At 71.2% G+C, this 22274-nt stretch carries 18 protein-coding genes; 8 read left to right on the forward strand and 10 right to left on the reverse strand.

From position 1 onward, the window contains the following. Positions 1–20 precede the first annotated feature (20 nt). Positions 21–1415: an alkaline phosphatase family protein gene (locus Pla163_RS03160; protein WP_145183440.1), complete on the reverse strand. Its 1395-nt coding sequence runs from the start codon at positions 1413–1415 to the stop codon at positions 21–23. A 134-nt stretch (positions 1416–1549) separates the two neighbouring features. Here Pla163_RS03160 and Pla163_RS03165 point away from each other — a divergent pair, with 134 nt between their 5' ends. The 4 genes from Pla163_RS03165 to Pla163_RS03180 all read left to right on the forward strand — a co-directional run bounded on the left by Pla163_RS03165 (position 1550) and on the right by Pla163_RS03180 (position 5065). After that, on the forward strand, positions 1550–1903 hold the full coding sequence (locus Pla163_RS03165) for a Rieske (2Fe-2S) protein (RefSeq protein ID WP_145183443.1): 354 nt from the start codon (positions 1550–1552) through the stop codon (positions 1901–1903). Positions 1904–2227: 324 nt separating this feature from the next. Then, a complete protein-coding gene (locus tag Pla163_RS03170) occupies positions 2228–2992 on the forward strand; it encodes a response regulator transcription factor (protein WP_145183447.1) in 765 nt (254 codons plus the stop codon). 176 nt (positions 2993–3168) lie between these two features. Then, entirely contained in the window at positions 3169–4014 is an 846-nt protein-coding gene (locus Pla163_RS03175; RefSeq protein ID WP_145183450.1) for a sugar phosphate isomerase/epimerase family protein, read from the forward strand. A gap of 25 nt (positions 4015–4039) precedes the next feature. Next, positions 4040–5065, forward strand: coding sequence for a Gfo/Idh/MocA family protein (locus Pla163_RS03180; RefSeq protein ID WP_145183453.1), 1026 nt, complete (start codon positions 4040–4042; stop codon positions 5063–5065). A gap of 111 nt (positions 5066–5176) precedes the next feature. Here Pla163_RS03180 and Pla163_RS03185 read toward each other — a convergent pair whose 3' ends face one another. Beyond that, a complete protein-coding gene (locus tag Pla163_RS03185) occupies positions 5177–5905 on the reverse strand; it encodes an arylesterase (protein WP_419186269.1) in 729 nt (242 codons plus the stop codon). A gap of 157 nt (positions 5906–6062) precedes the next feature. Between Pla163_RS03185 and Pla163_RS03190 the strand changes: the two genes are divergently transcribed. The 3 genes from Pla163_RS03190 (at position 6063) to Pla163_RS03200 (ending at position 10872) form a co-directional block, all read left to right on the forward strand. Beyond that, positions 6063–6782, forward strand: coding sequence for an ABC transporter ATP-binding protein (locus tag Pla163_RS03190; protein WP_145183456.1), 720 nt, complete (start codon positions 6063–6065; stop codon positions 6780–6782). Next, positions 6779–9325 carry an ABC transporter permease gene (locus Pla163_RS03195; protein ID WP_145183459.1) on the forward strand — a complete coding sequence of 849 codons (2547 nt, stop codon included), beginning with the start codon at positions 6779–6781 and terminating at the stop codon, positions 9323–9325. Before Pla163_RS03190 ends, Pla163_RS03195 begins: the two co-directional genes overlap by 4 nt. Positions 9326–9447: 122 nt before the next feature. After that, a complete protein-coding gene (locus Pla163_RS03200) occupies positions 9448–10872 on the forward strand; it encodes an alpha/beta hydrolase family protein (RefSeq protein ID WP_145183462.1) in 1425 nt (474 codons plus the stop codon). Here Pla163_RS03200 and Pla163_RS03205 read toward each other — a convergent pair. From Pla163_RS03205 to Pla163_RS03215, 3 genes are all read right to left on the reverse strand, one after another. Beyond that, positions 10862–12364, reverse strand: a complete 1503-nt coding sequence (locus Pla163_RS03205; protein ID WP_145183465.1) for a hypothetical protein — start codon at positions 12362–12364, stop codon at positions 10862–10864. The genes Pla163_RS03200 and Pla163_RS03205 overlap by 11 nt on opposite strands. 2 nt (positions 12365–12366) lie before the next feature. After that, entirely contained in the window at positions 12367–12885 is a 519-nt protein-coding gene (locus tag Pla163_RS03210; RefSeq protein WP_145183468.1) for a hypothetical protein, read from the reverse strand. Positions 12886–12981: 96 nt separating this feature from the next. Further along, the gene (locus Pla163_RS03215; protein WP_145183471.1) at positions 12982–13848 is read right to left on the reverse strand and encodes a hypothetical protein; all 867 of its coding nucleotides are present in this window, start codon (positions 13846–13848) and stop codon (positions 12982–12984) included. 240 nt (positions 13849–14088) lie between these two features. Here Pla163_RS03215 and Pla163_RS03220 point away from each other — a divergent pair, with 240 nt between their 5' ends. After that, complete coding sequence (locus Pla163_RS03220; RefSeq protein WP_145183474.1) at positions 14089–14493, forward strand: hypothetical protein; 405 nt, start codon at positions 14089–14091, stop codon at positions 14491–14493. 7 nt (positions 14494–14500) lie between these two features. Here Pla163_RS03220 and Pla163_RS03225 read toward each other — a convergent pair whose 3' ends face one another. From Pla163_RS03225 to Pla163_RS03245, 5 genes are read right to left on the reverse strand one after another with little or no spacing between them, the layout of a single operon-like run. Next, a complete protein-coding gene (locus Pla163_RS03225) occupies positions 14501–15694 on the reverse strand; it encodes a VWA domain-containing protein (RefSeq protein ID WP_145183477.1) in 1194 nt (397 codons plus the stop codon). After that, positions 15691–18051, reverse strand: coding sequence for a DUF5682 family protein (locus tag Pla163_RS03230; RefSeq protein WP_145183480.1), 2361 nt, complete (start codon positions 18049–18051; stop codon positions 15691–15693). The genes Pla163_RS03225 and Pla163_RS03230 overlap by 4 nt, the downstream gene beginning before the upstream one ends. 4 nt (positions 18052–18055) lie before the next feature. Beyond that, positions 18056–19135 carry an ATP-binding protein gene (locus Pla163_RS03235; protein WP_145183483.1) on the reverse strand — a complete coding sequence of 360 codons (1080 nt, stop codon included), beginning with the start codon at positions 19133–19135 and terminating at the stop codon, positions 18056–18058. Further along, the gene (locus Pla163_RS03240) at positions 19132–20808 is read right to left on the reverse strand and encodes a DUF5691 domain-containing protein (RefSeq protein WP_473163462.1); all 1677 of its coding nucleotides are present in this window, start codon (positions 20806–20808) and stop codon (positions 19132–19134) included. The genes Pla163_RS03235 and Pla163_RS03240 overlap by 4 nt, the downstream gene beginning before the upstream one ends. Next, positions 20742–22211: an SWIM zinc finger family protein gene (locus Pla163_RS03245; RefSeq protein WP_145183489.1), complete on the reverse strand. Its 1470-nt coding sequence runs from the start codon at positions 22209–22211 to the stop codon at positions 20742–20744. Before Pla163_RS03245 ends, Pla163_RS03240 begins: the two co-directional genes overlap by 67 nt. Positions 22212–22274 lie beyond the last annotated feature (63 nt).

Genomic DNA, 22274 nt, shown 5'->3' on the forward strand with positions numbered 1-22274 from the left:
TGCGGCACCGAACGGCGCGGCTACTCGCCCAGTCCCAACGCCCCTAGCACCCGCTCCTTCACCGACGTCATCGCGACCGCGTCACCACTCGGCGCACCGCCGACCTCACCCTCGCCCAAGGTCGACAGGAACACCGGGCCGCGCGCCGCAGTCTCGGGCAACCGCCCGTGACTGCCGCGCACCTGCTCGCCGTTGGTCGGGATCACGTCCATCAGGTAGCGGAACCCGAGCTTCTTGCGCGCCAGGCGACTCGCGACGCGCACCATCGGGGCCCGCAGCTTCGGATCGACGAACAGCTCGGCCGGGTCGTAGCCGGGCTTGCGGTGGATGTCGACCGTCGGCGCGAAGTCGGGGGCGTTCGCCTCGTCGAGCCAGTAGTAGTAGCTGAACCAGGCGTCCGCCTCGCTGATCGCGACCAGCTGTCCACTGCGCGCGTGGTCGATGCCGAAGGCGCGCTGTTCGTCGCGATCGAGCACGCGTTCGACGCCGGGGATCGACTCGAGCACGGCGCGCGTCGCGGCGAGGTCGCTCGCGTCCTTCACGTACACGTGCGCCACCTGGTGGTCGGCCACGGCGAAGGCGCGCGACGCGAACACGTCGAGCACGTCGCCCACCGGCGTCTCACGCACCTCCAGCAACCCCGCCCGACGCAGGTCGCGGTTGAGCGCCACGTCGCGCGTCACGTCCTCGATCGCGTACTCGCTGACGACGACGACCTCGGTGTCGTTGGCGCGCGCGCACTCGACCAACTCGCCGACCAACGCGTCCACCTCGCGCAGCGCCGCGATCCCCTGCGGCGAGTCCGGCCCGAAACGCTGGTGGTCGTAGTCCAGGTGGGGGAGGTAGCAGAGCGTCAGCGTCGGCCGCTCGCGCTCGATCGTGAGGCGCGTGGCGTCGGCGATCCAACGGCTCGACCCGAGCCCGGCCTTCGGACCCCAGAAGTCGAAGAAGGGGAACGGTCCCAGCTCGCTCTCGACCCCCGCGCACCACTGGGTCGGCTGTCCGTAGACCGCCAAGAGCTTGCGCCCGTCGGCCGGATAGAACGGCCGCGGCGTGATCGAGCGATCCACGGCGGCGCCCATGTTCCACCACCAGAACAGCTTGGCGCAGGTGGCCTTCGGCGCGCGCTTCGCGAGGGTCTCGTAGATCTTCTCGCCGCGCACACAGGCGTTGCTCTGGCGCCAGAACAGCACCTCGCCCACGTCGTCGAAGTACCAGCCGTTGCCCACGGCGCCGTGCTCGCTCGGCATCAGCCCGGTCAGCATCGTCGCCTGGGCCGAGCACGTCACCGCCGGCAGGATCGTGTCCATCGGCGCGCCGAACCCCTCCTGGGCGAGGCGGCGAAGGTGCGGGGTGTGCTCGCCGACGTGGCGCCAGGCCAGCCCGACGACGTCGATCAGAAGGAGGTTGCGCATGGGTCCGGGCGGGTCGCGCGCCGACCGGGGCGCGAGGGGCTGCATGGTAGGATCCCCGCCCCCTGGACCAGCCCTTCGGCCCGGCGCGCACGAGGCGCCCGACGCGTCCCACGGGGCCCCGACCCGTCTCGATCATGCTCAAGCGACTCCTCGGCTTCTTCCGCTCCGAACCCATCCGCATCGAGGGCTCGTCGAAACTCCCCGAGGGCGTCGCGCACAAGATCTCGGTCGGCGACCCGGTCGCGGGGACGGGGCGCGACGTGCTGCTCGTGCGGCTCGACGGCGAGGTCCACGCGATCGACAACCAGTGCCCGCACGCGGCGGCGTTCATCGCGGACGGCGCGCTCGTCGAGGGCAAGTTCCTCGTCTGCCCGCTGCACAACTACCGCTTCGACCCGAAGACTGGGAACTGTGTGAACGCGAGCTGCCGCAAGGCCCGGCGCTACAAGACCGTCGAGAAGGACGGGAACCTCGAGCTCTACGTCTAGGTCGCTGGCCTGTAGGAGGTTCGGGGCCGCGCCGGACTCCGCGAGCGGCCTCCGGTGGCGCCGCGGGGCGTCGGGCACGTCGCCAACGGTCGCGCAGATGCGGTGAACCGGACCTGGAGAACCCGCACGCCGTGGTCTAGGGAAGGCCCGAGCCACTCGGGGGGACCGAGATTCGGTGGGTCACGGATCCAGTGCCGCGTCCAACCCGTCGGACCCTGCGAAGGGACTTCCGAACGGACACCTCCCGCCCGACCGGGCAGCGCGCACACACCTGCTGCGCCCTCGGTCGACGACCCGGAGCGTCCCACCATCCACGAGCATCCGATGACGACCACCGACATCACCATCCTCGATACCGATCCCGAGCGCGCCAAGCGCGTGGCCGCGATCCTGTCGAGTTCGAGCCTGACCACTTCGATCCGCGATCTGGACGACCCGGCCGCGATCGGCGACCTGGGCCAGTTCGACGGAGCGCTGCGCGCTGGTCAGCCGAGTGACGCCGATCAGGGGCCCCGGGCCCACAGCTTCCTCGTCTGCATCACCGCGCCGATCGCCCGCAGCGTCGAAGCGATCAAACGCCTGGCCTCCACGGTCGAGCCGGTGACGATCGTCGCCTACGGCTCGCACCCCACGGTCGAGGGCGTCGTCTCCTTGATGCGCGCCGGTGCCTTCGACGTGGTCACCCGCCTCGAGGACGGGCACGCCCTGGCGAGCGCGATGCGCAGCGCCATGGCCCGCGACCACCAGGTCGCCGAGCGCCGCAACCGCGTGCGCGCCGCCCGCGCCCGGATCGACATCCTGTCCAAGCGCGAGCGCGAGGTCCTGGCCTGCGTCCTCGCCGGCTACTCGAACCGCGGAATGGGCGATGCGCTGGGCGTCAGCGTGAAGACGATCGAGGCCCACCGCGCGAACCTCATGCGCAAGGCCGACTGCCGCTCGGTGGCCGCCGTGGTCCAGCTCGCCATCGACGCGGGCTTCGACCAGCCGGCCGAGCCGCTGCCCGAGGACTCCGACGCCGCCCCCGCGGGCCGTTCGGCGAACCGCACCGGCAGCCCGTCGGCCGCCAGCCAGAAGACCGCGAAGGTCTGACGTCGGCAGCTCCGGTCCGGTCTCGCGCCCGGCCAGCCAGGCCGACGAACGGCACCCCAGCGGCCCGTCCCGACCACGTCGGGGCGGGCCGCTGCCGTTCTCGGGGCGTCCGAGAACGCTGGGAAGGCCCCTGGGGTAGGCTCTTCGCCCGCTCGCCCCCCCGAAACGCTGCCCTCATGGTTCTCGGTCGCACCGCCGTCTGCTCCTGGTCCCTGCGACCGACTTCCTCTCGCGCTCTCGTCGCCGCCTGTGGCGAAGCGGGGATCGTCGCGGTCCAGCTCGCGCTCGACCCGCTGCGCGACGGTCGCTGGAGCCTCGTCGAGACCCGCCGCACCCTCGCCGACGCCGGGATCGCGATCGTCAGCGGGATGATGTCCACCGAGGGCGAGGACTACACGAGCCTCGACACGATCCGGCGCACCGGCGGTCTGCGGCCCGTGCGCCACTGGGAGACGAACGTCGAGAACGCGCGCGTGAACGCGGAGAACGCGGCGGCCCTCGGGATCGAACTCGTGACGCTGCACGCCGGGTTCCTGCCGGAGAGCGACGAGGACGAGGACGACTCCGAGCGCGCGACGATGCTCGAACGTCTGGACGCGATCGCGACGATCTTCGCCGAGCGTGGCGTGCGCCTCGGACTCGAGACCGGCCAGGAGACGGCCAAGTGTCTGATCGGCGTGCTCGACGAACTCGGTCGCACCGACGTCGGCGTCAACTTCGACCCGGCGAACATGGTCCTGTACGGGATGGGCGATCCGATCAGCGCGCTCGAGAAGCTCGCCACGCGCGTGATGCAGGTGCACGTCAAGGACGCGGAGTGGACGACCGAACCGGGAACCTGGGGCACCGAGGTCCCTGCGGGCACGGGCGCGGTCGACTGGAGCCGCTTCTTCGATCTCGTCGCCGCGCAGGAAGCCACCATCGACGTGGTGATCGAGCGCGAGGCGGGTGAGGAGCGCATCGCCGACGTGGTGCGCGCCCGCGAGATGATCGAGCAGCACTCGAGCCGCGTCTCGCGCTGAGGTCCGCCGTGGTCCGAGTCCGTCCATGACCGTGCGCGTCGGAGTCTGCGGCCTCGGCTTCATGGGGCGGACGCACCTTCTGGCCTACGCGAGCGCGCGGGCGGCTGGCTTCGAGGTCGAGGTGACCGCCGTCGCCGATCGCAACGCGCACAAGCGCCGCGGCGAACTGGAGGTGGGCGGGAACATCGAGACCGGCGGCGCGGACGGCCCGTTGTTCGACGCCGACACGGTCGCCGGCTTCGAGGATCCGTTCGAGCTCGTGCGCCGCGCCGACGTCGACCTGGTCTCGATCTGTACGCACACGCCGTCGCACGTGGATCTGGCGATCGCGGCGCTCGAGAGTGGCAAGCACGTGCTGGTCGAGAAGCCGGTGGCGCTCGCCAGCGCGGACGTCGAACGCCTCGTGGCCGCACGCGATCGGACCGATCGCTTCGCGGTGCCGGGCATGTGCATCCGCCACTGGCCCGGTTGGCGCGAACTGAAGGAGCGCATCGCGAGCGGCGAACTGGGCGCTCTGCGCAGCTTGGCGGTCCGGCGACTGTCGCCCGCTCCCGGCTGGGGCGCGCGGCACTACGGCGACGCGTCGAGCACCGGCGGCGCGCTGTTCGATCTGCACGTCCACGACGCGGACTTCGTGCACTGGTGTCTCGGGGCGCCGGCGCGTGTGCGAGCTGCCGGCACGCGCGATCACGTCTTCGCGACCTACGCGTTCGACGCGGGGCCGGGAGCGGGCGCGGCCGTCAGCGCCGAGGGAGGCTGGGACCTGCCCGGCGCCTTCCCGTTCCACATGGGCTATCTGGCCGTGTTCGAGGGCGGGACCCTGGGCTTCGACAGCGCGGCGGGCGAGCGCGCCTTCTGCGAGGTGCGCCCGGACGACGACGCGCCGCGCGTGCTGCCGCTCGAGAGCGGAACCGGCTACGAACACGAGGTGCGCGCCCTGCTGCGGGGGATCGCGGCGGGCGAGTTGGAGCCGAGCCAGCGCACGGCCCTGGACGACGCGGTGGCGGTGACGCGCACGCTCGAGGCCGAGGCGCGCTGTCTGGACGGCTGACCCGGTGAAGTGGACCAGTTCGACCGGTCCAGAAGCCCTTCGAGCCTCGCCCGTGTGCTCGGCGTCCGGATCCCGCGCGCCCTTCTCGATCTCGTGCGCGCGCGCCCGCCCTCAGGGCTGCTCGAGCAACGAACGCAGCGCCGACTCGATGGTGTCGGCCAGGCGCTCGTGTCCCGCGGCCGTCGGGTGCAGTCCGTCGGCCAGGTTCATCTCGGGTACGCCGCCGACGCCGTCCATGAACGAAGGCACGAACGTCGCGCCGGTCTCCTCGGCCAGCCGCGGATAGATGGCGTCGAACTCGGCGGCGTAGTCGCCCAGGTCCGGCGACATGCGCACGCCGAGCAGGAGCACGCGCGCGCCGGCGCCCTGGCTCTGTTCGATCAGGCCGCGCAGGTTGCGCTCGATCGAGTCCAGTTCGATGCCGCGCAGGCCGTCGTTGCCACCCAGTTCGATCACCACCACGTCGGGCTCGACCTTCAGGTTCCAGTCGTAGCGCGACAGGCCGCCGGCCGAGGTCTGGCCGCTGACGCTCGCGTTCACCAGGTGGAACGGGAGTCCTGCCTCGAACAGCCGGCGCTGCAGGATCGCCGGGAACGCCTGGTGCTCGGCCAGGTGCAGGCCGGCGCCGATGCTGTCGCCCATCACGAGCACCGTCGGCGCGTCCTCGGGGATCGCGAGCGCCGGCGGGGGAGCGGTGACGTCGCTCGCGGGCGCGTCGAACTGGGCGCGGGGCGGCGCGGGCTCCGGCTTCGAGTCCGAACAGCTGGGAGCGACGACGAGCGCCAGGGCCAGGACGAGAACGGACGCGAGAACGGAGGCGTTGCGGTGAACGGAGCGCATACACCGATGGTACGGCGCGCGTAGGGTCGGCGACCGGCCTTGTCCGCGCGCTCTCGGGCGCCTATTCCTTCGGGCCGCTCGTTCACGCCGCGCCCGCGCCGCACCGCGCGCCGGTCCCACCGCCAGTCCTGCCGCCGATCCGGTGGAACCCCACCCCATGACCGTCGAACTCGCGTCCACTCAGATCGTCGCGCGCGCCCTCACGAAGACCCTGCCGTCCGGAGGGCGCGACCTCGTCATCCTCGACGCGGTCGACCTCGCGATCGAGCACGGAGAACTCGTGGCGATCATCGGCCCGTCGGGCAGCGGGAAGTCGACGCTGCTCGGGCTTCTGGCCGGGCTCGACCGACCCACGTCCGGCAGCGTTCTGTTGGCGGGGAAGGAGCTCGCCGACCTCGACGAGGACGCGCTCGCGCTCCTGCGCCGCGGCCGCGTCGGCTTCGTGTTCCAGTCGTTCCAGCTGCTGCCGAACCTCACGGCGCGCGAGAACGTGCTCCTGCCGCTCGAGTTGACCGGCGTGCCCGACGCAGTGCGGCGCACGGACAGTGCTCTCGCCGACGTCGGCCTGACCGAGCGCGCGCACCACTACCCGTCGCAGCTGTCGGGCGGCGAACAGCAGCGCGTCGCGGTGGCACGTGCGTTCTCGGCCGAACCGGACGTGCTCTTCGCCGACGAGCCCACGGGCAACCTCGACCACGAGACGGGCGAGAAGGTCCTCGGCCTGTTGCTGGATCTGCGCGCGCGGCACGGCACGACGCTCGTGCTCGTGACCCACGACGAACAGATCGCCGCGCGCGCCGACCGCCGCATCCACCTGTTCGGCGGCCGCATCGAGCGCGACGAACGCACTCCCGCCGCCGCCGAGACCGACCGTTGAGCGGTTCGTCGAACAGTTCGCCGCGTCTGGGCGCGGTCCTGCGCGCCGTCCTGGCGGAAACGCGAGCGTCGCGCGGCCGTCTGATCTTCTTCACCGCCTGCCTCGCGGTGGGCGTCGCGGCCGTCGTCGCGGTGGCGTCGCTCGTCGGGGCGTTCGAGTCCGGACTGCGCAGCGAGTCGCGCACGCTGCTCGCGGCCGACCTGCGCGTCTCGGCGCGGCGCGAACTGCCGCCGCAGCTCACCGAGGCCATGGCCACCGTGCCGCATCGCCGCGCCGACCTGCGCGAGTTGGCGGCCCTGGCCACGGCGGGGGAGGACAGTCGCCTCGTGGAGGTGAAGGTCGTCGAGGGCGGCTATCCCTTCTACGGCGAGTTGGGGCTCGAGCCGGCGTCGGCGTCGCTCGTGACCCTCGGCGCGGGCGAAGCCTTCGCGGCGCCCGAACTCACCGCGGCGCTCGGGATCGACGTCGGCGAAGCGTTCGACCTGGGCGGCGCCACGTTCACGCTGGCGGCGCTGGTCGTGGACGAACCCGACCGCCTCGACTTCCAGATGACGCTCGGGCCGCGCGTGATCGTGACGCGCGCGGGATTCGATCGCACCCAGCTCGGCACGGCCGCCAGTCGCGTGCGCCACTCGGCCTTGTTCGCGCTGGACGGCGACCCGCTCGACGCGGAGGTCGCGGCGATCGGCGAGCGCTTGCGCGACGCACTGCCCGACGCCGGCTACCTGTCGATCCAGACGCGCGGCGAGGCCCAGCCGAACATCACGCGCTCGCTCGGCCAGGTGCGCAGCTACCTCGGTCTCGTGGCGCTCCTGTCGCTGTTGCTCGGCGGGATCGGCGTGTCGCAGATCGTGCGCGCGTGGTTGGCCGGTCGCACGCGCAGCGTCGCGGTGCTGCGCTGTCTCGGCCTGCGCGCGAGCGAGATCGCCGGCGTCTACCTGGGCAACGTGATCCTGCTCGCGATCGCGGGCTGTGTGGTCGGCGCGTTGCTCGGATCGTTGGCGCCGCTCGTGGTCGGGCGTCTCGCGCCGGACCTCTTCGAGGGCGCGCCGTCGGTCGGGCCACAGCTCGGAGCGATGGCGCGCGGCGTCGGACTCGGCCTCGTGACCGCGCTGTTGTTCGCGCTGCCGCCGCTCGCCGCGGTCTGGCGCGTGCCGCCCTCGTCGGTGCTGCGCGCCGAGGCCGCACCGCTGCCGGCGCCGAAGGTCGTGCGCGTCGGCGGCCCGATCGCACTGCTCGTCGGCGTGGTCCTCGCCGCCTGGGTGCAGAGCGAGAACCTGCTGCACGCACTGGCGTTCGCGGGCGGGCTCGCGTTGCTGACGGGGCTTCTCTACGGCGGCGCGCGCGGCATCGAGCAGGCCGCGCGCGCCGTGCCGCGCGGACGCCTGTGGCCGACGCTCGAGCACGGACTCGCCGCCTTCTCGCGCCCCGGCGCCGGAACCACGGGCGCGATCTGCGCGCTCGGCATCGGCGTGATGGTCGTCGTGACCATGTGGCTCGTGCAGGACCGCATGAGTCGAGCCCTGCGCGAAGCGTTGCCCTCCGCCGCACCGAGCGTCTTCCTCGTCGACGTCCAACCCGACCAGTGGGAGGGCGTGCGTGCCGCGCTCGACGAACACGGCGCCACGGCGGTGAACTCGAACCCGGTCGTGATGGCGCGCCTGCGTTCGATCGACGGGCGGCCGGTGACCGAGCTCGCCGAGGAGAGTCGCGACTCCGGTCGCGCGGCGTGGATGTTCACGCGCGAGCAGCGCCTGACCTGGCAGGAGGAGCTGTCGGGCGACAACCAACTCGTGGCCGGCGAACTCTGGAGCGATCCGGACCCGTTCGAGGTCAGCGTCGAAGAAGGCTATGCCGAGGATCTGGGCGTCGGGCTCGGCTCGCGCATCGCGATCGACGTGCAGGGCGTGCCGATCGAACTCTTGGTGACGAGCATCCGCACCGTCGAGTGGGAGAGCTTCAACATCAACTTCTTCCTCGTGGTCGAGCCCGGTGCTCTGGACGACGCGCCGCACTTCCGTCTCGCCGCCGCGCGCGTCGATCCGCCCGAGGCCGAGCTCGCGCTGCAGCGCACCGTGGCCGAGCGCGCGCCGAACGTCACACTCCTGCGCGTGCGCCCGCTGCTCGAGAAGGTCGCGGGCATCCTCGATCGCATCGCACTCGGCGTGCGCGGACTGGGCGCGTTCACCGTTCTGACCGGACTCGTCATCCTGGCGGGCGCCGTCGGAACCACGGCGGCGCGGCGGGCGCGTGAAGCCGCGCTGTTGAAGGCGCTGGGCGCGACGCGCGGCATCGTGGTGCGACTCTTCGCCGTCGAGTACGCCCTGGGCGGGTTCGTCGCGGGCGCGATCGGTTCGGTGGGGGCGCTGGCCCTGACCTGGGCGTTCATGGCCCAGCTCGAGCAGGTCACCGACGACCAGCCCCTGCCACTCCTGGCGGTGCCCGTCACGGCCCTGGTGACCGCGGCCCTGGCGACCCTCAGCGGTCTGGCGGCCAGCCTGCGGGCTCTGCGGGCCCGTCCGATCGAAACTCTGCGTGGATGATGGGCGTCCCAAGTCGCTCTCAGAAGGCGACTTGGAGCGTCCCCCGGGTCCGCGACCGGCCCCTCGCCCCCGGATTCTCCGTCCAATCGCTCGCCATGGGTGAGCGGGGTACAGTTGATCGGATGAAGGGGTATGTCAGTCCGTCGTGTTCCGCCCTCGGGGGGGTCGGAACGTCGCTCGCCGAAGCCGTGGGGACGGTCGTGGCGCTCGTGGTCCTGATCGCCGCCTGGTGCGCGAGCAGCGGGACCGCCGTCGCCCAGACGAGCGGGACGCACCAGATCGGAGCGATGTCGTCGCCCACCGATCCGTTCCAACTGAACCCGGTCCAGTACTACGCGACGGGTTCGCTGTTCGAGGTCGTCTTCCCGAACATGCCGAGCGGGTTCCAGGAGAAGTTCCTGATCTACATCCCGATCGACAGCGTCCACCTCGGCCCGCGCCCGGTCCTCACCGTCTTCCACCCGTACGGTCAGAACCACTTCGACGCCTACGACGACACCGACCTGATCGAGGAGTGTCGCGCGCGCGGCTGGTTCTGCATCGCGCCCCTCGGAGCCTCGAAGAAGAGCTTCAGCTCGCTCGAGTCCCAACAGAACATCGAGATCGTCCTGCGCTGCGTGCGTCAGGCGTTCCCGGGCTGGATCGATCCCACGCGCTACTACGCCATCGGTTTCTCGATGGGAGCGGGCGACGCCGCCACCTACGCCGCGCGGCACCTCGATCCCTGGAAGCCGATCTTCGCCGGCATCTTCCTGCACACCGGAAGCCACGCGAAGGCCTACGAGTGGAACACGAACGCGGGCGTCCAGTGGGTGCTCGAGTTCTGGTTCGGTGGCACGCCGACCCAAGCTCCCTTCCGCTATGCCCAGGCGTCGACGGTCGAGCTGAACCCGCTGACGGGCATGGTGCTGCCCGGGCCGCACCTCGGTCGGAACCTGCACGCCGTGCCGTCCAACACGTACGTCGCGAAGGACGATCCGCTCGTCGACCTGAAGAAGCAGGCGAAGGCGCTGGTCCAGTACATGTTCACCTTCCCGGGGAACTTCGACTTCGCGGAGAACACCGCCGATCTCAGCGCTCTGCCCTACGCGCACTCCTGGGACGCGCTGGACCAGACGGCCGCGCTCGACTGGCTCGCCGGTCACCAACTGGCGCTGCCGACCGAAGGTGCGCTGCGTGCCGATCGCGACGACCAGTACTGGTACTTCCGCATCGAGCAGGACCAGACGGACGCGTTCACCGACGTCGACTGGCGCGTCGACGTCGCCGCGAACGAGATCGACATGACGAACACGGTCAATCTCGACACCGCGCGCATCCCGTACGACCTGGTCGGTTTCGCCGCGGGCCCCGTGACCGTGCGGACCTCGAGCGCCGACGCGACGGCCGACACGTTCGTCCTCGACGGGATCGCGAGCGCGCCGAGCGCCGTCCAGGTCAACGGCAACCTCGCGACCACGGGCGTCGACTTCGACTACGACCCCGTCGCGCAGAAGGTGGTCCTGTACGGCGGCGCGCAGATCGACGTCTGGACGGTCACCTTCTGAGCCCGGAGAGCTCGTCGAGAGCTGCTCGTTCGCCGGTGTCCGCCGAACCCGGCCGTCGCGCCATCAGCGCGAATCCCGCCACCGCGGCCGCCGGAGCGATGTGCGTGAAGATGCGCGGCCCGGCGGTCAGCCACTGCCACTCGACGTTGTACGGGCTGGTGGCGAGCACGAGGAAGTAGGCGCCCGTCACGCTGGTCCACAGGACGACGGCGAACAGGTGGATCGGCGCGCGGCGCGCGAACGCCGGGGCGACGGCGAACGCGACGAGTGCGAGGCCGGTGGCCGCGAACACGTGCTCGAAGTCGAACAGGTGCCGCTGCACGATGTTCGAGGCGGTCTCGACGAAGTGGGTCGTGCGGCGTTCGTCGACCGGAGCCGACGCCAGGTGGTGGGTGAGTCCCCACCAACGATTCAGCGCCTGGTGGATCGCGACGACCACGACGGACGGCGCGAGGATCGTTCCGACGCGCAGCACGAACGGTCGCGCGAGAACGGTGCGCACCAGCGTGCGGTCGCGATCGCGTCGGGAAACGCGCACCGCGACGGTGGCCAGCGTCCAGCCGACCGCGACGGCGATGCCCTCGGGTTTCGTCGCGACGAGTTGGAGCAGCGCCAGCATCTCGAGACCACCGCGCAGGTGACCGCGGAGCGTCTGGGCCACGAGCAGCAGGACCACGCCCTCGACCACCGGCGCCTGGCTGAGGCCGTGTCCCATGCCGACCAAGGCTTCGGGCGCCAGGCCGAGCGCGACCACGAACGGCAGCGTCCACCAGATCGGTGCGCTCGAGCGCCGCGCCACCTCCGCCAGTGCGAGGACCCAGAGCGGCGCGAAGAGCTGCAACGGGACGCGCACCGTGAAGTGCACGATCTCGCCCGCCCACGCGAAGACGTGCGCCTCGAGCAGCGCGCCGAGCCACGGGTACGCGGCCATGTGGACGTGCGAACGCAGACCTTCGATGCGGTCGTGCGGGAGGATCTGCGCGAGGTCGGCGCCCGTTCCGCTCAGCCCGTAGACCGCTTTCGCCTTCGCGGCCCAGATCGAGGCTTCGTCGCCCTGGAACACGGGCAAGTAGGTGGAGAGCACGATCCAGTCGATCGAGAACGCGGTCCAGATCGCCGCGAAGCCCCACCAGATCCAGCGCGTGTGGCGCGCCGCGTCCGTCCGCTCCGTGACCGAACCGCCGACGGGGTCGTCGAGCACGCTCGGAACGCGCCGCGCGGCTCGGCCGAGCACGATCGCCACCAGCGCGGCGAGCGGCGTCCACCACCACGGCCGCAGCGCCACGTCGAGGGCGGCGAGCACCGCGCCCGAGCCCGCGACCGCGAGTGCGCCGCAGCTCCAGCACACCGCCGGCCACGCCAGCCCGAACGCGCGCACGCCGAACGGGCCGGGTTCGACCGTCCGTCGTCCGGCGAACAGTCCGACCGCCAGAGCGCCGATCGCGAACTGGACCGCGCAGGCGATCAGGATGTGCCAGGGCGAGTCGGCCACCGTCAGCGCTCCTCGCTACCGCGCTCGACCTCGAAGAGCACGAAGCCGGGACCGGTCGCGGTCTCCACGAGGCCCGCCCTGTCCCCGGTGGTCGCGCCGATCATGTCGAGCACCCACAGCTCGTCGGTCGCGGCGACCTGATCGATCCGCGCGCGCCACTGGTCCGGTTCGGTGACGACCACCATGCGCGGCAGGGCGAGGAAGCGCGCCCAGCCGATGATTCCGTTGACCGGAACGTCGATCAGGGCGGTCGAGTCGGCGCGGGCGGGTGCGAGAACGATGGCTCCCGGATCCGTGTGGGTCTCGAGGGCTTCGAGGAGCGGGAGGATCGGCCCGAGCGAGATGCGTTCGCGCTCGGCCAGGGACGTGGTCCACCCGCGTTCGTGTGATCCTTCGGGCCACCGCTCGAAGGCGCGATCGGCCGCGCGCACGCTCGCGAACGCGAGCCAGCCGGCCACGAGCACGGCCAGGATCCGCCGCACGTGGAGGGCGCGCCGTGCGGTGCTGGGGGGACCTTGCATCGCGACGGAGTGTAGCTCGGCGCCGGCCGCCGCATCGACGGCGGGGCGCACGTGGGCGTTCGCGACCGACCTCGTCGCGATCGGCGGCGGCACCGGTCAGTCGTCCGCTTCGACGCCGTCCTCGAGCCAGGTGAACGACGCCACCACCTGGGCCAGGGGACCCGGACGCGCGGCCTGCTCGCGTCGGCGGAGTTCGTCGGGGTTCTGCGTCTCGTCCGGATCGTCGTCGTTCACAGGGGCGCCGGGCTCGTCGGGCTCGTCGGGCTCGTCGGGCTCGTCGAGCGGCTCGAGCACGAGCGGGACGAGGCTCCCCGGTGCCTCGACCTTCGAACCCGTCTGGAGCGCCAGCAGCCAACCCGCTCCGCTCCGTTCGAACACGTAGACCTCGTGCCGCCAACGGTACCTCGGACCCTGTCCGACCACGCCGCCGTCCATCTCGAAGGCGAAGCCCTCGAGGACGCGCCCGGCGAGGTCGAGTCGGACCGGCACCAGCTCCGCACCGTTGCCCGCGCGCGACGAGTTCAGGTAGCGCTCGCGGACGGCCTCCGGGTCCTCGCCGAAGCGCTGCAGCCCGACGAACGAACCCTCGGTCCCGATGCTCCACCAGGCCGACACGGCCCCCTCGGCGGTGGACGATCCGATGTACTGCCACGTGTGCGGGTACTCGAACGCGAACGCCCCCGGGAGCTCGAGCCGCCGCGTCGGCAGGAGTCGGGCCGAAAGCGTGCGATCGTCCGGCGTCCGGACATCGCTGCCGTCGAGCGGAACGTCCAGCGCCGTGCCGTCCACGACGACGCGAGCACGCAGGGGCGGCTCGCCGGGGAACGCGAACGGGCGCGTCGTGACCGGACCGACGGTGCTCGGGGGCGTCTCCTGCGCGAACTCGGATCCGCGGGACGAGCTCCAGGTCGAGGTCCAGGTCGTGGCGGCGAGCAGAAGGGCGACCGGCAGCGAGGTGTTCATTGCGCTGGGTGGGGTGGGGCGTGCGGTGGAGCGTGCGGTGAGCGCGGCGCCGACGGACGCCGCGGACCGAGGACGCCGCGGTGGTCGGCGTTCTTGGCGAGCCGTCGCGCCTTCGCACTCCGCCGCGGTCGGCGCCCCCAGCCGCGGCGCGATCCCGCTCCGCCAACGCCAAGGTGGAGCGGCGCGGTACCGTTCGTCCTCCGCTTCCCGCCAGCTCGTTCCCAACGCCACGACCGCGCCATGACGAAACTCTGCACCGCATCCGCCCTCGTCCTGTCGCTCCTCGTCGCTGCCTGTTCCTGGATCGCCCCCGCACCGGCGCCTCCCGGCTACAGCGGCCCGATCGCGTCGCCGGCGGCACGGGACCTCTTGGCCGACCTCGTTGGCGCGACCTTCGAGGACACGAGCGGCGCACTCGGCGGCGGAACGATCACCGTCGGACCGTTCGGCGTCGTTCCGAATCCGCTGACCGGCAAAGGCCCCGTCGTCCAGGTCGAAGGTGCCGCCGGCACGCGTTACCTGCCGATGCTCACCGACGGCGACGTGGCCGACCTGTGGGCGCGCGTGGACGGCTCGCCGCCCGCCGGGTTCGATCTCGCGACGAGTGACGCGTACCGGGCGGTTTGGGGGGAGGCCGGCGGGTGACGGACGCTCAGCCCTCGCCCATGGACCGCATCGACGTGATCCCGTTCTCGGCGGCCCACGCGTGCACGTCGCCGCGGCGCAGGGCGGTCGCCATGAGGTCGGGAAAGGCGTCCGGCGTACAGCCGAAGACAGGGCAGCCGAGTCCGGCGAAGCGGCTGGCCATGTTGGGGTCGTAGTACGGAGCTCCGTCGTCGGACAGAGCGAGCAGCACGACGAGGTTGACCCCACTGGCGACGAGTTCGGCCGCCAGGGCGACGCAGGCTTCCGCGTCGCCGCCTTCGCACAGATCCGTGACGAGCACCAGGTGCGTCTTGCGAGGCCGCGTGATCGTGCCGCTCACATAGGCCAGCGCGCCCGCGATGTCCGTGCCGCCTCCCAACTGAACGCCGAAGAGCGCCTGAACCGGGTCGCTCAGGTCGTCGGTGAGGTCCACGACCGCGGTGTCGAAGCAGATCAAACGCGTCGCCACGGTCGGGAGCGACGCCAGAACGGCTGCGAAGATCGAGGCGTACACGACCGACGTCGCCATCGATCCGGACTGGTCGATGCACAGGACGATCTCGTCCAAGTCGGCCAATGTGCGAGCTCGGCGTGCGTGACCGACCAGGCGCTCGGGAACGATCGTTCGGTGTTCGGGCAGCCAGGTGTGGAGATTGCGCGTGATCGTGCGCGGCCAGTCGATGTCGGCTGGCCGCGGTCGCGTCGTTCGCCGAGTTCGATCGAGAGCGCCACGAACGGCTTCCGCAGTGCGTCGCTCGAGCCTCTGCATGAGCTCGTCCACCACCTTCTGAACGACCGAGCGCGCGGTCGCGAGGGTCTCCTCGGGCATGGCGGAGCGCAGCGCGATCAGGTCGGCCACCAGATGCACGTCGGCCTCGAGCGACGCCATGAGCTCCGGCTCGAGCAGCATCTGGCGCAGGCCGAGTCGCTCCATCGCGTCTCTTTGGACGAGCTGTACCACTCGCGACGGGAAGAACTCTCGGATGTCGCCGAGCCAACGCGCGACGTTCGGCGCCGATGCGCCCAGGCCGCCGCGGCGTCGTCCTCCCCCCGTTCCGCCGCTACCGGGCTGGTACAGCGCGGACAGGGCGCGATCGAGTCGCGAGTCGCGTTCGCCCAGGTCCGAGCGGCAGTTCTCGGACTCGCCCTCGCCGAGGATCAGTCGCCAGCGGCGCCGGCGTTCGGTCTCGTCCATGCTCATCGGGTCTCTCCGAGCTCCTCGAGGTCCAGCCCGAGAAGTACCGCCAGGCCGGGAAGTGCCGCCTCGAACGCGGCCGTCGTCGTCGTCGTGGGCACGTCGGCTCCGCGCGCGCGGTTCGGGTTCGTCACGGCACGGAAGAGCTGTCTGCGCTCGGCAGCTTCGAAGTCGGCGAAGGTGCGGCGTAGGACCGGCAGCAAGCCGTCGAACACTTCCGCGTCGTGTCGTGCCACCCAAGCACCGAGTCGTTCGAGGACGGCGTCGTCGTGGAGCAGCACTTGGACGTCGCCGAGAAAGAACCCCTCGAGCCACGCCGCCGCGTCGTTGGGGTCGCTCGTCGTCGAGAGCGCGCGTCCGAGTGCGTTGCCGACGCGCGTTCCGTCCCAGTGGCCGTCGTCGGCCAGTCGCCGGGTGGCCACGCCCATCGTGAACGGCGCCGACAGTGGTTGCTCGGCGATCTCGGACAGCGTCGAGCGCCAGCGTTCGAGCAGGTCCTCCAGCTCGAGCTTCCGCAACGCGCCGTCGAACGCGGCCATCTCGTTGCCGGCCCGTGCGGCACTGTCGTGGTCGATCCCGCGGACGGCGTGGGGGAGCCCGGCCGTGACGAGGGCGGCCAGTGACTCGAGCAACGTGCGCAGTGCCTCGAGGTCCACACCGCGCGACGAGCCGTAGCGCAACGTGTCTCCCAGTGGACCGATTGCCGCCATCGTGCTCACCACGTCGGAGGAATCCGCTGCGAGCCACTGCAGCTTCTTGATCGCCTCGCGCGCCGCGACGGCGAGGTCGGCGCAGAGGGCGCGGTCCACGAGCTCGGCCAGGTCGCCGAGTCGGTGTTCCTGGTTGGCCGAGTCACAGGCTGCGGCCTGTGCTGCCGTCTCGATCGTCGTTCCGAAGCGCAGAGCCTCGGCCAATGCCACTTCGAGTTCGGGGCGCCACTGCAGCCGCCACCGCTCGCGATAGGTGCCGCGTCCGGCCTCGCGCTCGAGGAGCACCGGCCAATCGAGTCGGAGGAGGAGGAGGCGGTGGAAGAGCACCGACTTCGCTCGACCGGCATCGGTCCGCAGGTCGAGGGCGATGTCGCGCGGCAGTTCCTCACGGACCAGGCGGAGGCGCCGTGCGATGCGCTCCAGGTCGGCAGCGAGCGGCTGGCGCGGCACACGTTCGTCGATCTCTCCCAGGGACTCGCCGAGGATCAGCCGCCGCTCGACGACCCGCAGCGGTATCGGGTCGCCGTGGCACATCGCGCCGAGACAGGCGTCACGCACCTCCTCGAGGCCGGGTCGAGCGTGTCCGCGCAGCGTGGCCAACGTGCGCGCGAGTCCGGTCGCGTCGATGGCGGAAGCGGTCGATGCACCGAGACCTTCGTCGCGCAGGACCGAGGCGGCGCGCGCCATCCAGACGGCGAGCGCCGCATCGCCCGACGTCGAGTCCTTGCGTCGCTGCCAGAGGTGGCGGTACCAGGCCGGGCTGCGCACGCCCGCGCCGTAGCCCGACCGCAGTGCGAGACGTTGATCGGTCCACGGGACCCAGGTGACCTCGATCCTGCTCGGGCGCCGGCCCTTCAGCGTCGCGCGATCGGAGGTCGCCGTGGTGCCGTCCGTCAGCGCAGGAGCGTGCCAGGCGCCGACGACGACCGCGACCGGACCTTCGGTCGAGCGCAGCGCATCGCGGATGGCTTGGCGCATGTGGGCTTCACGGAGTTGCTCGAAGTGCCGCGTGCGGCCGCTCTCCGACTCGTCGGTGGGATCGAGGGGGCCGAGATCACGGTCCAGCGACTCGCGCAGTGTTCCCATGGCCAGAGCGATCGCGGCGAACACCTCGGGCGGGTTCTCCGCGCGCTCGACGACCGCGTCCCACCAGGCTTCACCGTCGGTTCGACCCGCCAACGCAGCCAGGTGGTCGAGTGGGTCCGCAGCGACCAGACGGCGCTCGTCCACCACATCCTCGTCGCCATCCTGGTCGGAGGAGTCTTCACCCGTCGACTCCTCGTCGGGCACGGCGGCCCGCGCCGCATCGGCCTCCTCGCGCGTCAATCGTTCCTTGAACGCGATGCCGCACGGAAGGTCGATCGCCGCGACGTCCGCACCGTTCGCCGCGGCCCAACGCAGTGCCTGCCATTCGGGCGACCACTCGGCGAACGGGTAGAAGCGAGCGAGGTCCGGTCGCTTCGCATCGTGGGCGAGCAGCGCGACCGGCGGAACCATGCCCGGTGCCGCGGCGTACTCGAGCGCTGGCTCCACATCGGCCGGCAACTCGACGAGGACGGCCGTGGGACGCAGTCGCTCGAGTGCGTTCAACAGGCTGGCCGAGGAGCCAGGACCGTGGTGCCGGATCCCGAAGACGTGGACGCGATCGTCCATCGGGTCACATCACCTCGCGCACGGCTGCGTACAGGTCCGCCCAGTCCTTCCGCTTGCGCACCACCGTCTCGAGGTACTCGTCGAGAACGACGCGGTCCGCCATCGGATCCTTGACGATCGCTCCGACCATGTTGGCGGACAGGGTGTGGGCGTCGATCGCTCCCGATCCGAAGTAGCCGGCCTCGCTCCAGGCGCCGAGCATGACGGAGATGGCTTCCGCCGTGGAGAGGTTGCCGCTCGGGGACTTGAGTTTGGTCGCACCGTCGGCGGTAGCGCCCTCGCGCAGTTCGCGGAAGATCGTCACCAGCCGCGCGATCTCCGCCTCGGCGCGGGGAACCTCGGGGAGCTGGAGTGCAGTGCCGATCTCGCCCACGCGCTTCGTGACGATGGCCGCTTCTTCCTCGATGGTCGCGGGCAACGGAAGAACCACCACGTTGAAGCGACGCTTGAGTGCGGACGAGAGTTCGTTCACACCCTTGTCACGCGTGTTGGCGGTGGCGATCACGTTGAAGCCGCGGACGGCGTGCACCGCCATCTCGAGTTCGGGGATCGGCAGTAGCTTCTCCGACAGGATCGTGATCAGCGTGTCCTGGACGTCCGAGCCCATGCGCGTGAGCTCCTCGAGGCGCACGATGGAACCGTCCTGCATGCCGCGCATCAACGGCGTCGGCACGAGAGCGTCCTTCGAAGGCCCCTTCGCCAGCAGCACGGCGTAGTTCCAGGAGTAGCGCAGTTGCTGCTCGTCGGTGCCCGCGGTGCACTGCACGAGTCGCGTGGAGTCACCCGCGATCGCGGCCGCGAGATGCTCGGAGAGCCACGACTTGGCGGTACCCGGAACGCCCAGCAGCAGGAGTGCGCGATCCGTCACCAAGGTGGCGACCGCCGTCTCGATCAGGCGTCTGTTGCCGATGTACTTGGGGCTGATCTCGGTTCCGTCGGCGAGGGAACCACCCATCAGGTAGTCGCACACCGCCTGGGGCGAGAGCGCCCAACCAGCGGGACGCGGGCGGTCGTCGGTCGCGACGAGGGCCTTCAGTTCAGCGGCGAAGAGGACCTCGGCCGGCTGGCGGAGTTGCGTGCTCATCGAGAGGGGGCGGAAGGGGCTGGGAGGTCGGTACCGGGATCGGTTTCGATGGCCTCGAGCAGAGCGAGGCGCTCGAGCGCGGAGTTGCGCAGGTCGACGGGGAGGCGGGAGAGGCGCGCGCGCAGGGCGGCGCGATCCTCGGTGGGGACCAGGAGGGCGATGCTGGCCAGCAGCTCGCCGAACAGCCGCGGGACGTCTTGCTCGCGATCCTGCGCCGCCGCATCGAGTGCGTCGCTCAGGGCGCGCGAATCGACCAGTGCACGTACGAACCGAAGGTCGTCGGCGGCGCCCGGGAGCTGTCCGAGCACTTCCGTCAGCAGGAGCGCATCGGGAAGACCGTCGAGCCGCGACGGGTCGAGAAGGCGTCGCAGGAGTTGCGAGTCGAAGAGAGCACTGTCGCGACGGCCGACGGCGAGAGCCAGCACGAGGTCGCGGCGTGCCAGCGGCAGGACATCGTCGAGGCTCTTCCCCTCCGCGCCGTCGTCGTGCCTGTGCGAGGGCCAGAGCGAGTCGAGCGCGAGCAACAGAGTCTGCAGGACGGGATCCGGTCGAGCCGCCCGCGCCAGTTCGAACGGATCGCGCTCGAGCCGCGCGCAGAGGAGGTCGAACGGAACGCACATGAAGGTCGACAGGGCCCAGGTGACCCGCTGCCCCACCGTGCTCAGGCGCTCGGGGCATCGCAATCGCAGGCTCTTCCGTCCGAGCGACGGCGTTCCGCGCACGGGTTCGATGCGGGCGACGAGGTCGTCGACCATCTCCGAGTTGCGCGCGGTGCCGGGTATCTGCGCGAGCAGTTCCAGAGCCGCGTCTCTGACCTTGCTCGAGCGGTCGGTCGCGAGCGACTCGAGGAACGCGGCATCGTCGGGTCCGAGCCCCGATCGCAGGGCACGCACCAACCGTTCCCGTGTCGCGGCCGGCTCGCTCGACAAGCCGCGAGCCAGGCGGAGTCGCGCGCCGGCCGAGTCTCGCCGACGCTCCGCGGCGAGTCTCTCCGCGCGTTCGGCCGGACCGAGCATGGACCACAGAGGATCGTCGCCGTCGAGGTCCGCGTCGTCCGCGGCAGGCGTCGACCGGTCGCCGTGGCTCGTGCGCCGAACGCTCGTGCGATCCAGCCAGGCCGCGACCAGAGGATCTGCCCGTGCGAAGTCGTGACCGAAGAGTCCATCCAGGTCGTGCAGGTCGAACGGATGGAGCGAGCGGCCCGTTCGGTCCAGCGCACGCCAGATGGCTCCCACCAGCGCCGCGTCGGCACCACGTTCGCACGCTCGGCGCAGGAGACGGCGTGCTCGTGGTCCGAGCGGAGGATGGTGCGGCGCCGGGAGCGGAGCGCCCACCCGTAGCTCGGGTGCGGCAGCGCGCGTGAATCGTTTCACCTGGGCGGTGAGCGCGAGCGCCGCTGGCATCCAGCGCTCGGAAGCTGCGCCCAGTGCGCGAGCAAGGTCCACGGGCGGCTCGAGCGGAGCGCGCTCGGTGCCGAGCGTCAGCGTTCGCGTCCAGGCACCGGCGTCGGGAAGCAGTCGACCCCCGCGCCCCGAAGGCACTCGCTCCTCGTCGATCTCCTTCTTCGGGGCGCGATCCTCGGCGGTCCCTTCGCCGCGCGCTGCGGTCACGGTCGGCTCCAGCGTCCGAGGTGGGTCTCCGCGAGGCACAGCTCGAACTGCTGGCCGTCCCACAGTCCGAAGGCGCGCTCGAGCGGTACGCCTTCGAGCGGACGAAGGCTTCGGTCGGCAGCATCGGTCGCCAACGGAACGGCTGTGCCGTCTGCTCGGTCGCGCAACCAGTGCGAACCGTCCGCCAGGCTCTGGGTCAGCTCCACGTCGGCGACACGGACGGGGACGTAGTCGAGCCACGGCAGTCGAGCGAACGTCGAGTCACAGCGCTCGAGTGCGGCCTCGAGTCCCTGATCGCCGAGGGCCGCTCGGAGGTCGGGGGCTGCATCGATCGGCTGTAGGCCAGCGGAGGTGGCCACCGCGCGCAACGGGACCGCCGAAGGGTGGAAGAGCAGCTCGCCCTCGAACACGTCGCCCGTGGTGTACGGACTCGTCGTCGCGCCACCCGCGGCGACCGGAACGTAGTCGACGATCACGGCTACTCGTGGCTCCGCGGTGCCGGGTCGGTGGGAGACGATCCACGTCTCGAAGCGTCGAAGTCGGTCGGCCTGAACCTCGTCGCGAACGGCGAGTACGCTCCACACGCCCGCGATGCGCTCGGTCGACGGGTCCGCTTCCAACTCGTCGCGTGTGGTGGTCCAGCCCAGCGCGCGTCTGGCATCCGCTCGAAGGGCGTCGTCGAGGAGATCGCGCCGTCGGTAGCTCTGCACGAGGAGGTGGAACTCCCCCAGAGCGGTGGCCAAGGTGGCGAGGCGCCGTTCCGACGGCATCGAGGACAGTTGGCTGGCGAGGGACTCGATACGCACGGCGAGACCCTGGGCCTTGGCGTCGTTCAGCCGCCGCGCGATGACCCGCAAGCCGTCTCCAGGCTGCGCAGCGAGCCTCGCGAGTCCGGACCGCAGTTGGTCGTCGAGCCAGCGGTCGAACTCCACGAGGCCGGCGTCGATCGACTCTTCCCGCGCGCGTCGATTGCGCTCGCGCGACGCCTTCGAGCGCTCCTGCGACGCGGGGCCCGACTTCTCGTCGGAGGCCGTCGCGGCGGCGGTCGCGGCACGGATCGATACGCGGGGTGCGTTCGCCTTCGAACCCGCGCCGTCGGGGTCGTCGTCGGGCGCAGCCGCCTTGGGGCGCCGCCGCGACAGCCAGTCGAGGATCCACTGCGGATGCTCGCCGCCAGGGCTGAACAGCTCCGGGCTCTCGGCGGCCAGCCAGCCCAGCGCGAGGACATGCTTGCACGGGAACTTCCGACTCGGGCAGGTGCACTTGTAGCCCTGGTCGGAGGCAGCGAGAACCGTCAGGTAGGGTGTCGATCCCGAGCCTTGGTGCTGCGACCACAGGAACTCGTCGTCGTGTGCGAGCAGCGGCCACTTCGCCGGCTTCAGCAACTTGCGTGCGGCCGTGAGCGACGACTGGTCGGGTGCCAGGCGTTCGAGGTCCTCGAGCGCGAACTGCGGTACGGCACCCATGCGCGAGCAGTGTAGCGAACGCGTGCGAGGCGACTGCCGCCGCCGCAGAGGCCTGCTCCAGCT

The organism is Rohdeia mirabilis (assembly GCA_007750655.1).
Lineage (GTDB): Bacteria > Planctomycetota > UBA1135 > UBA1135.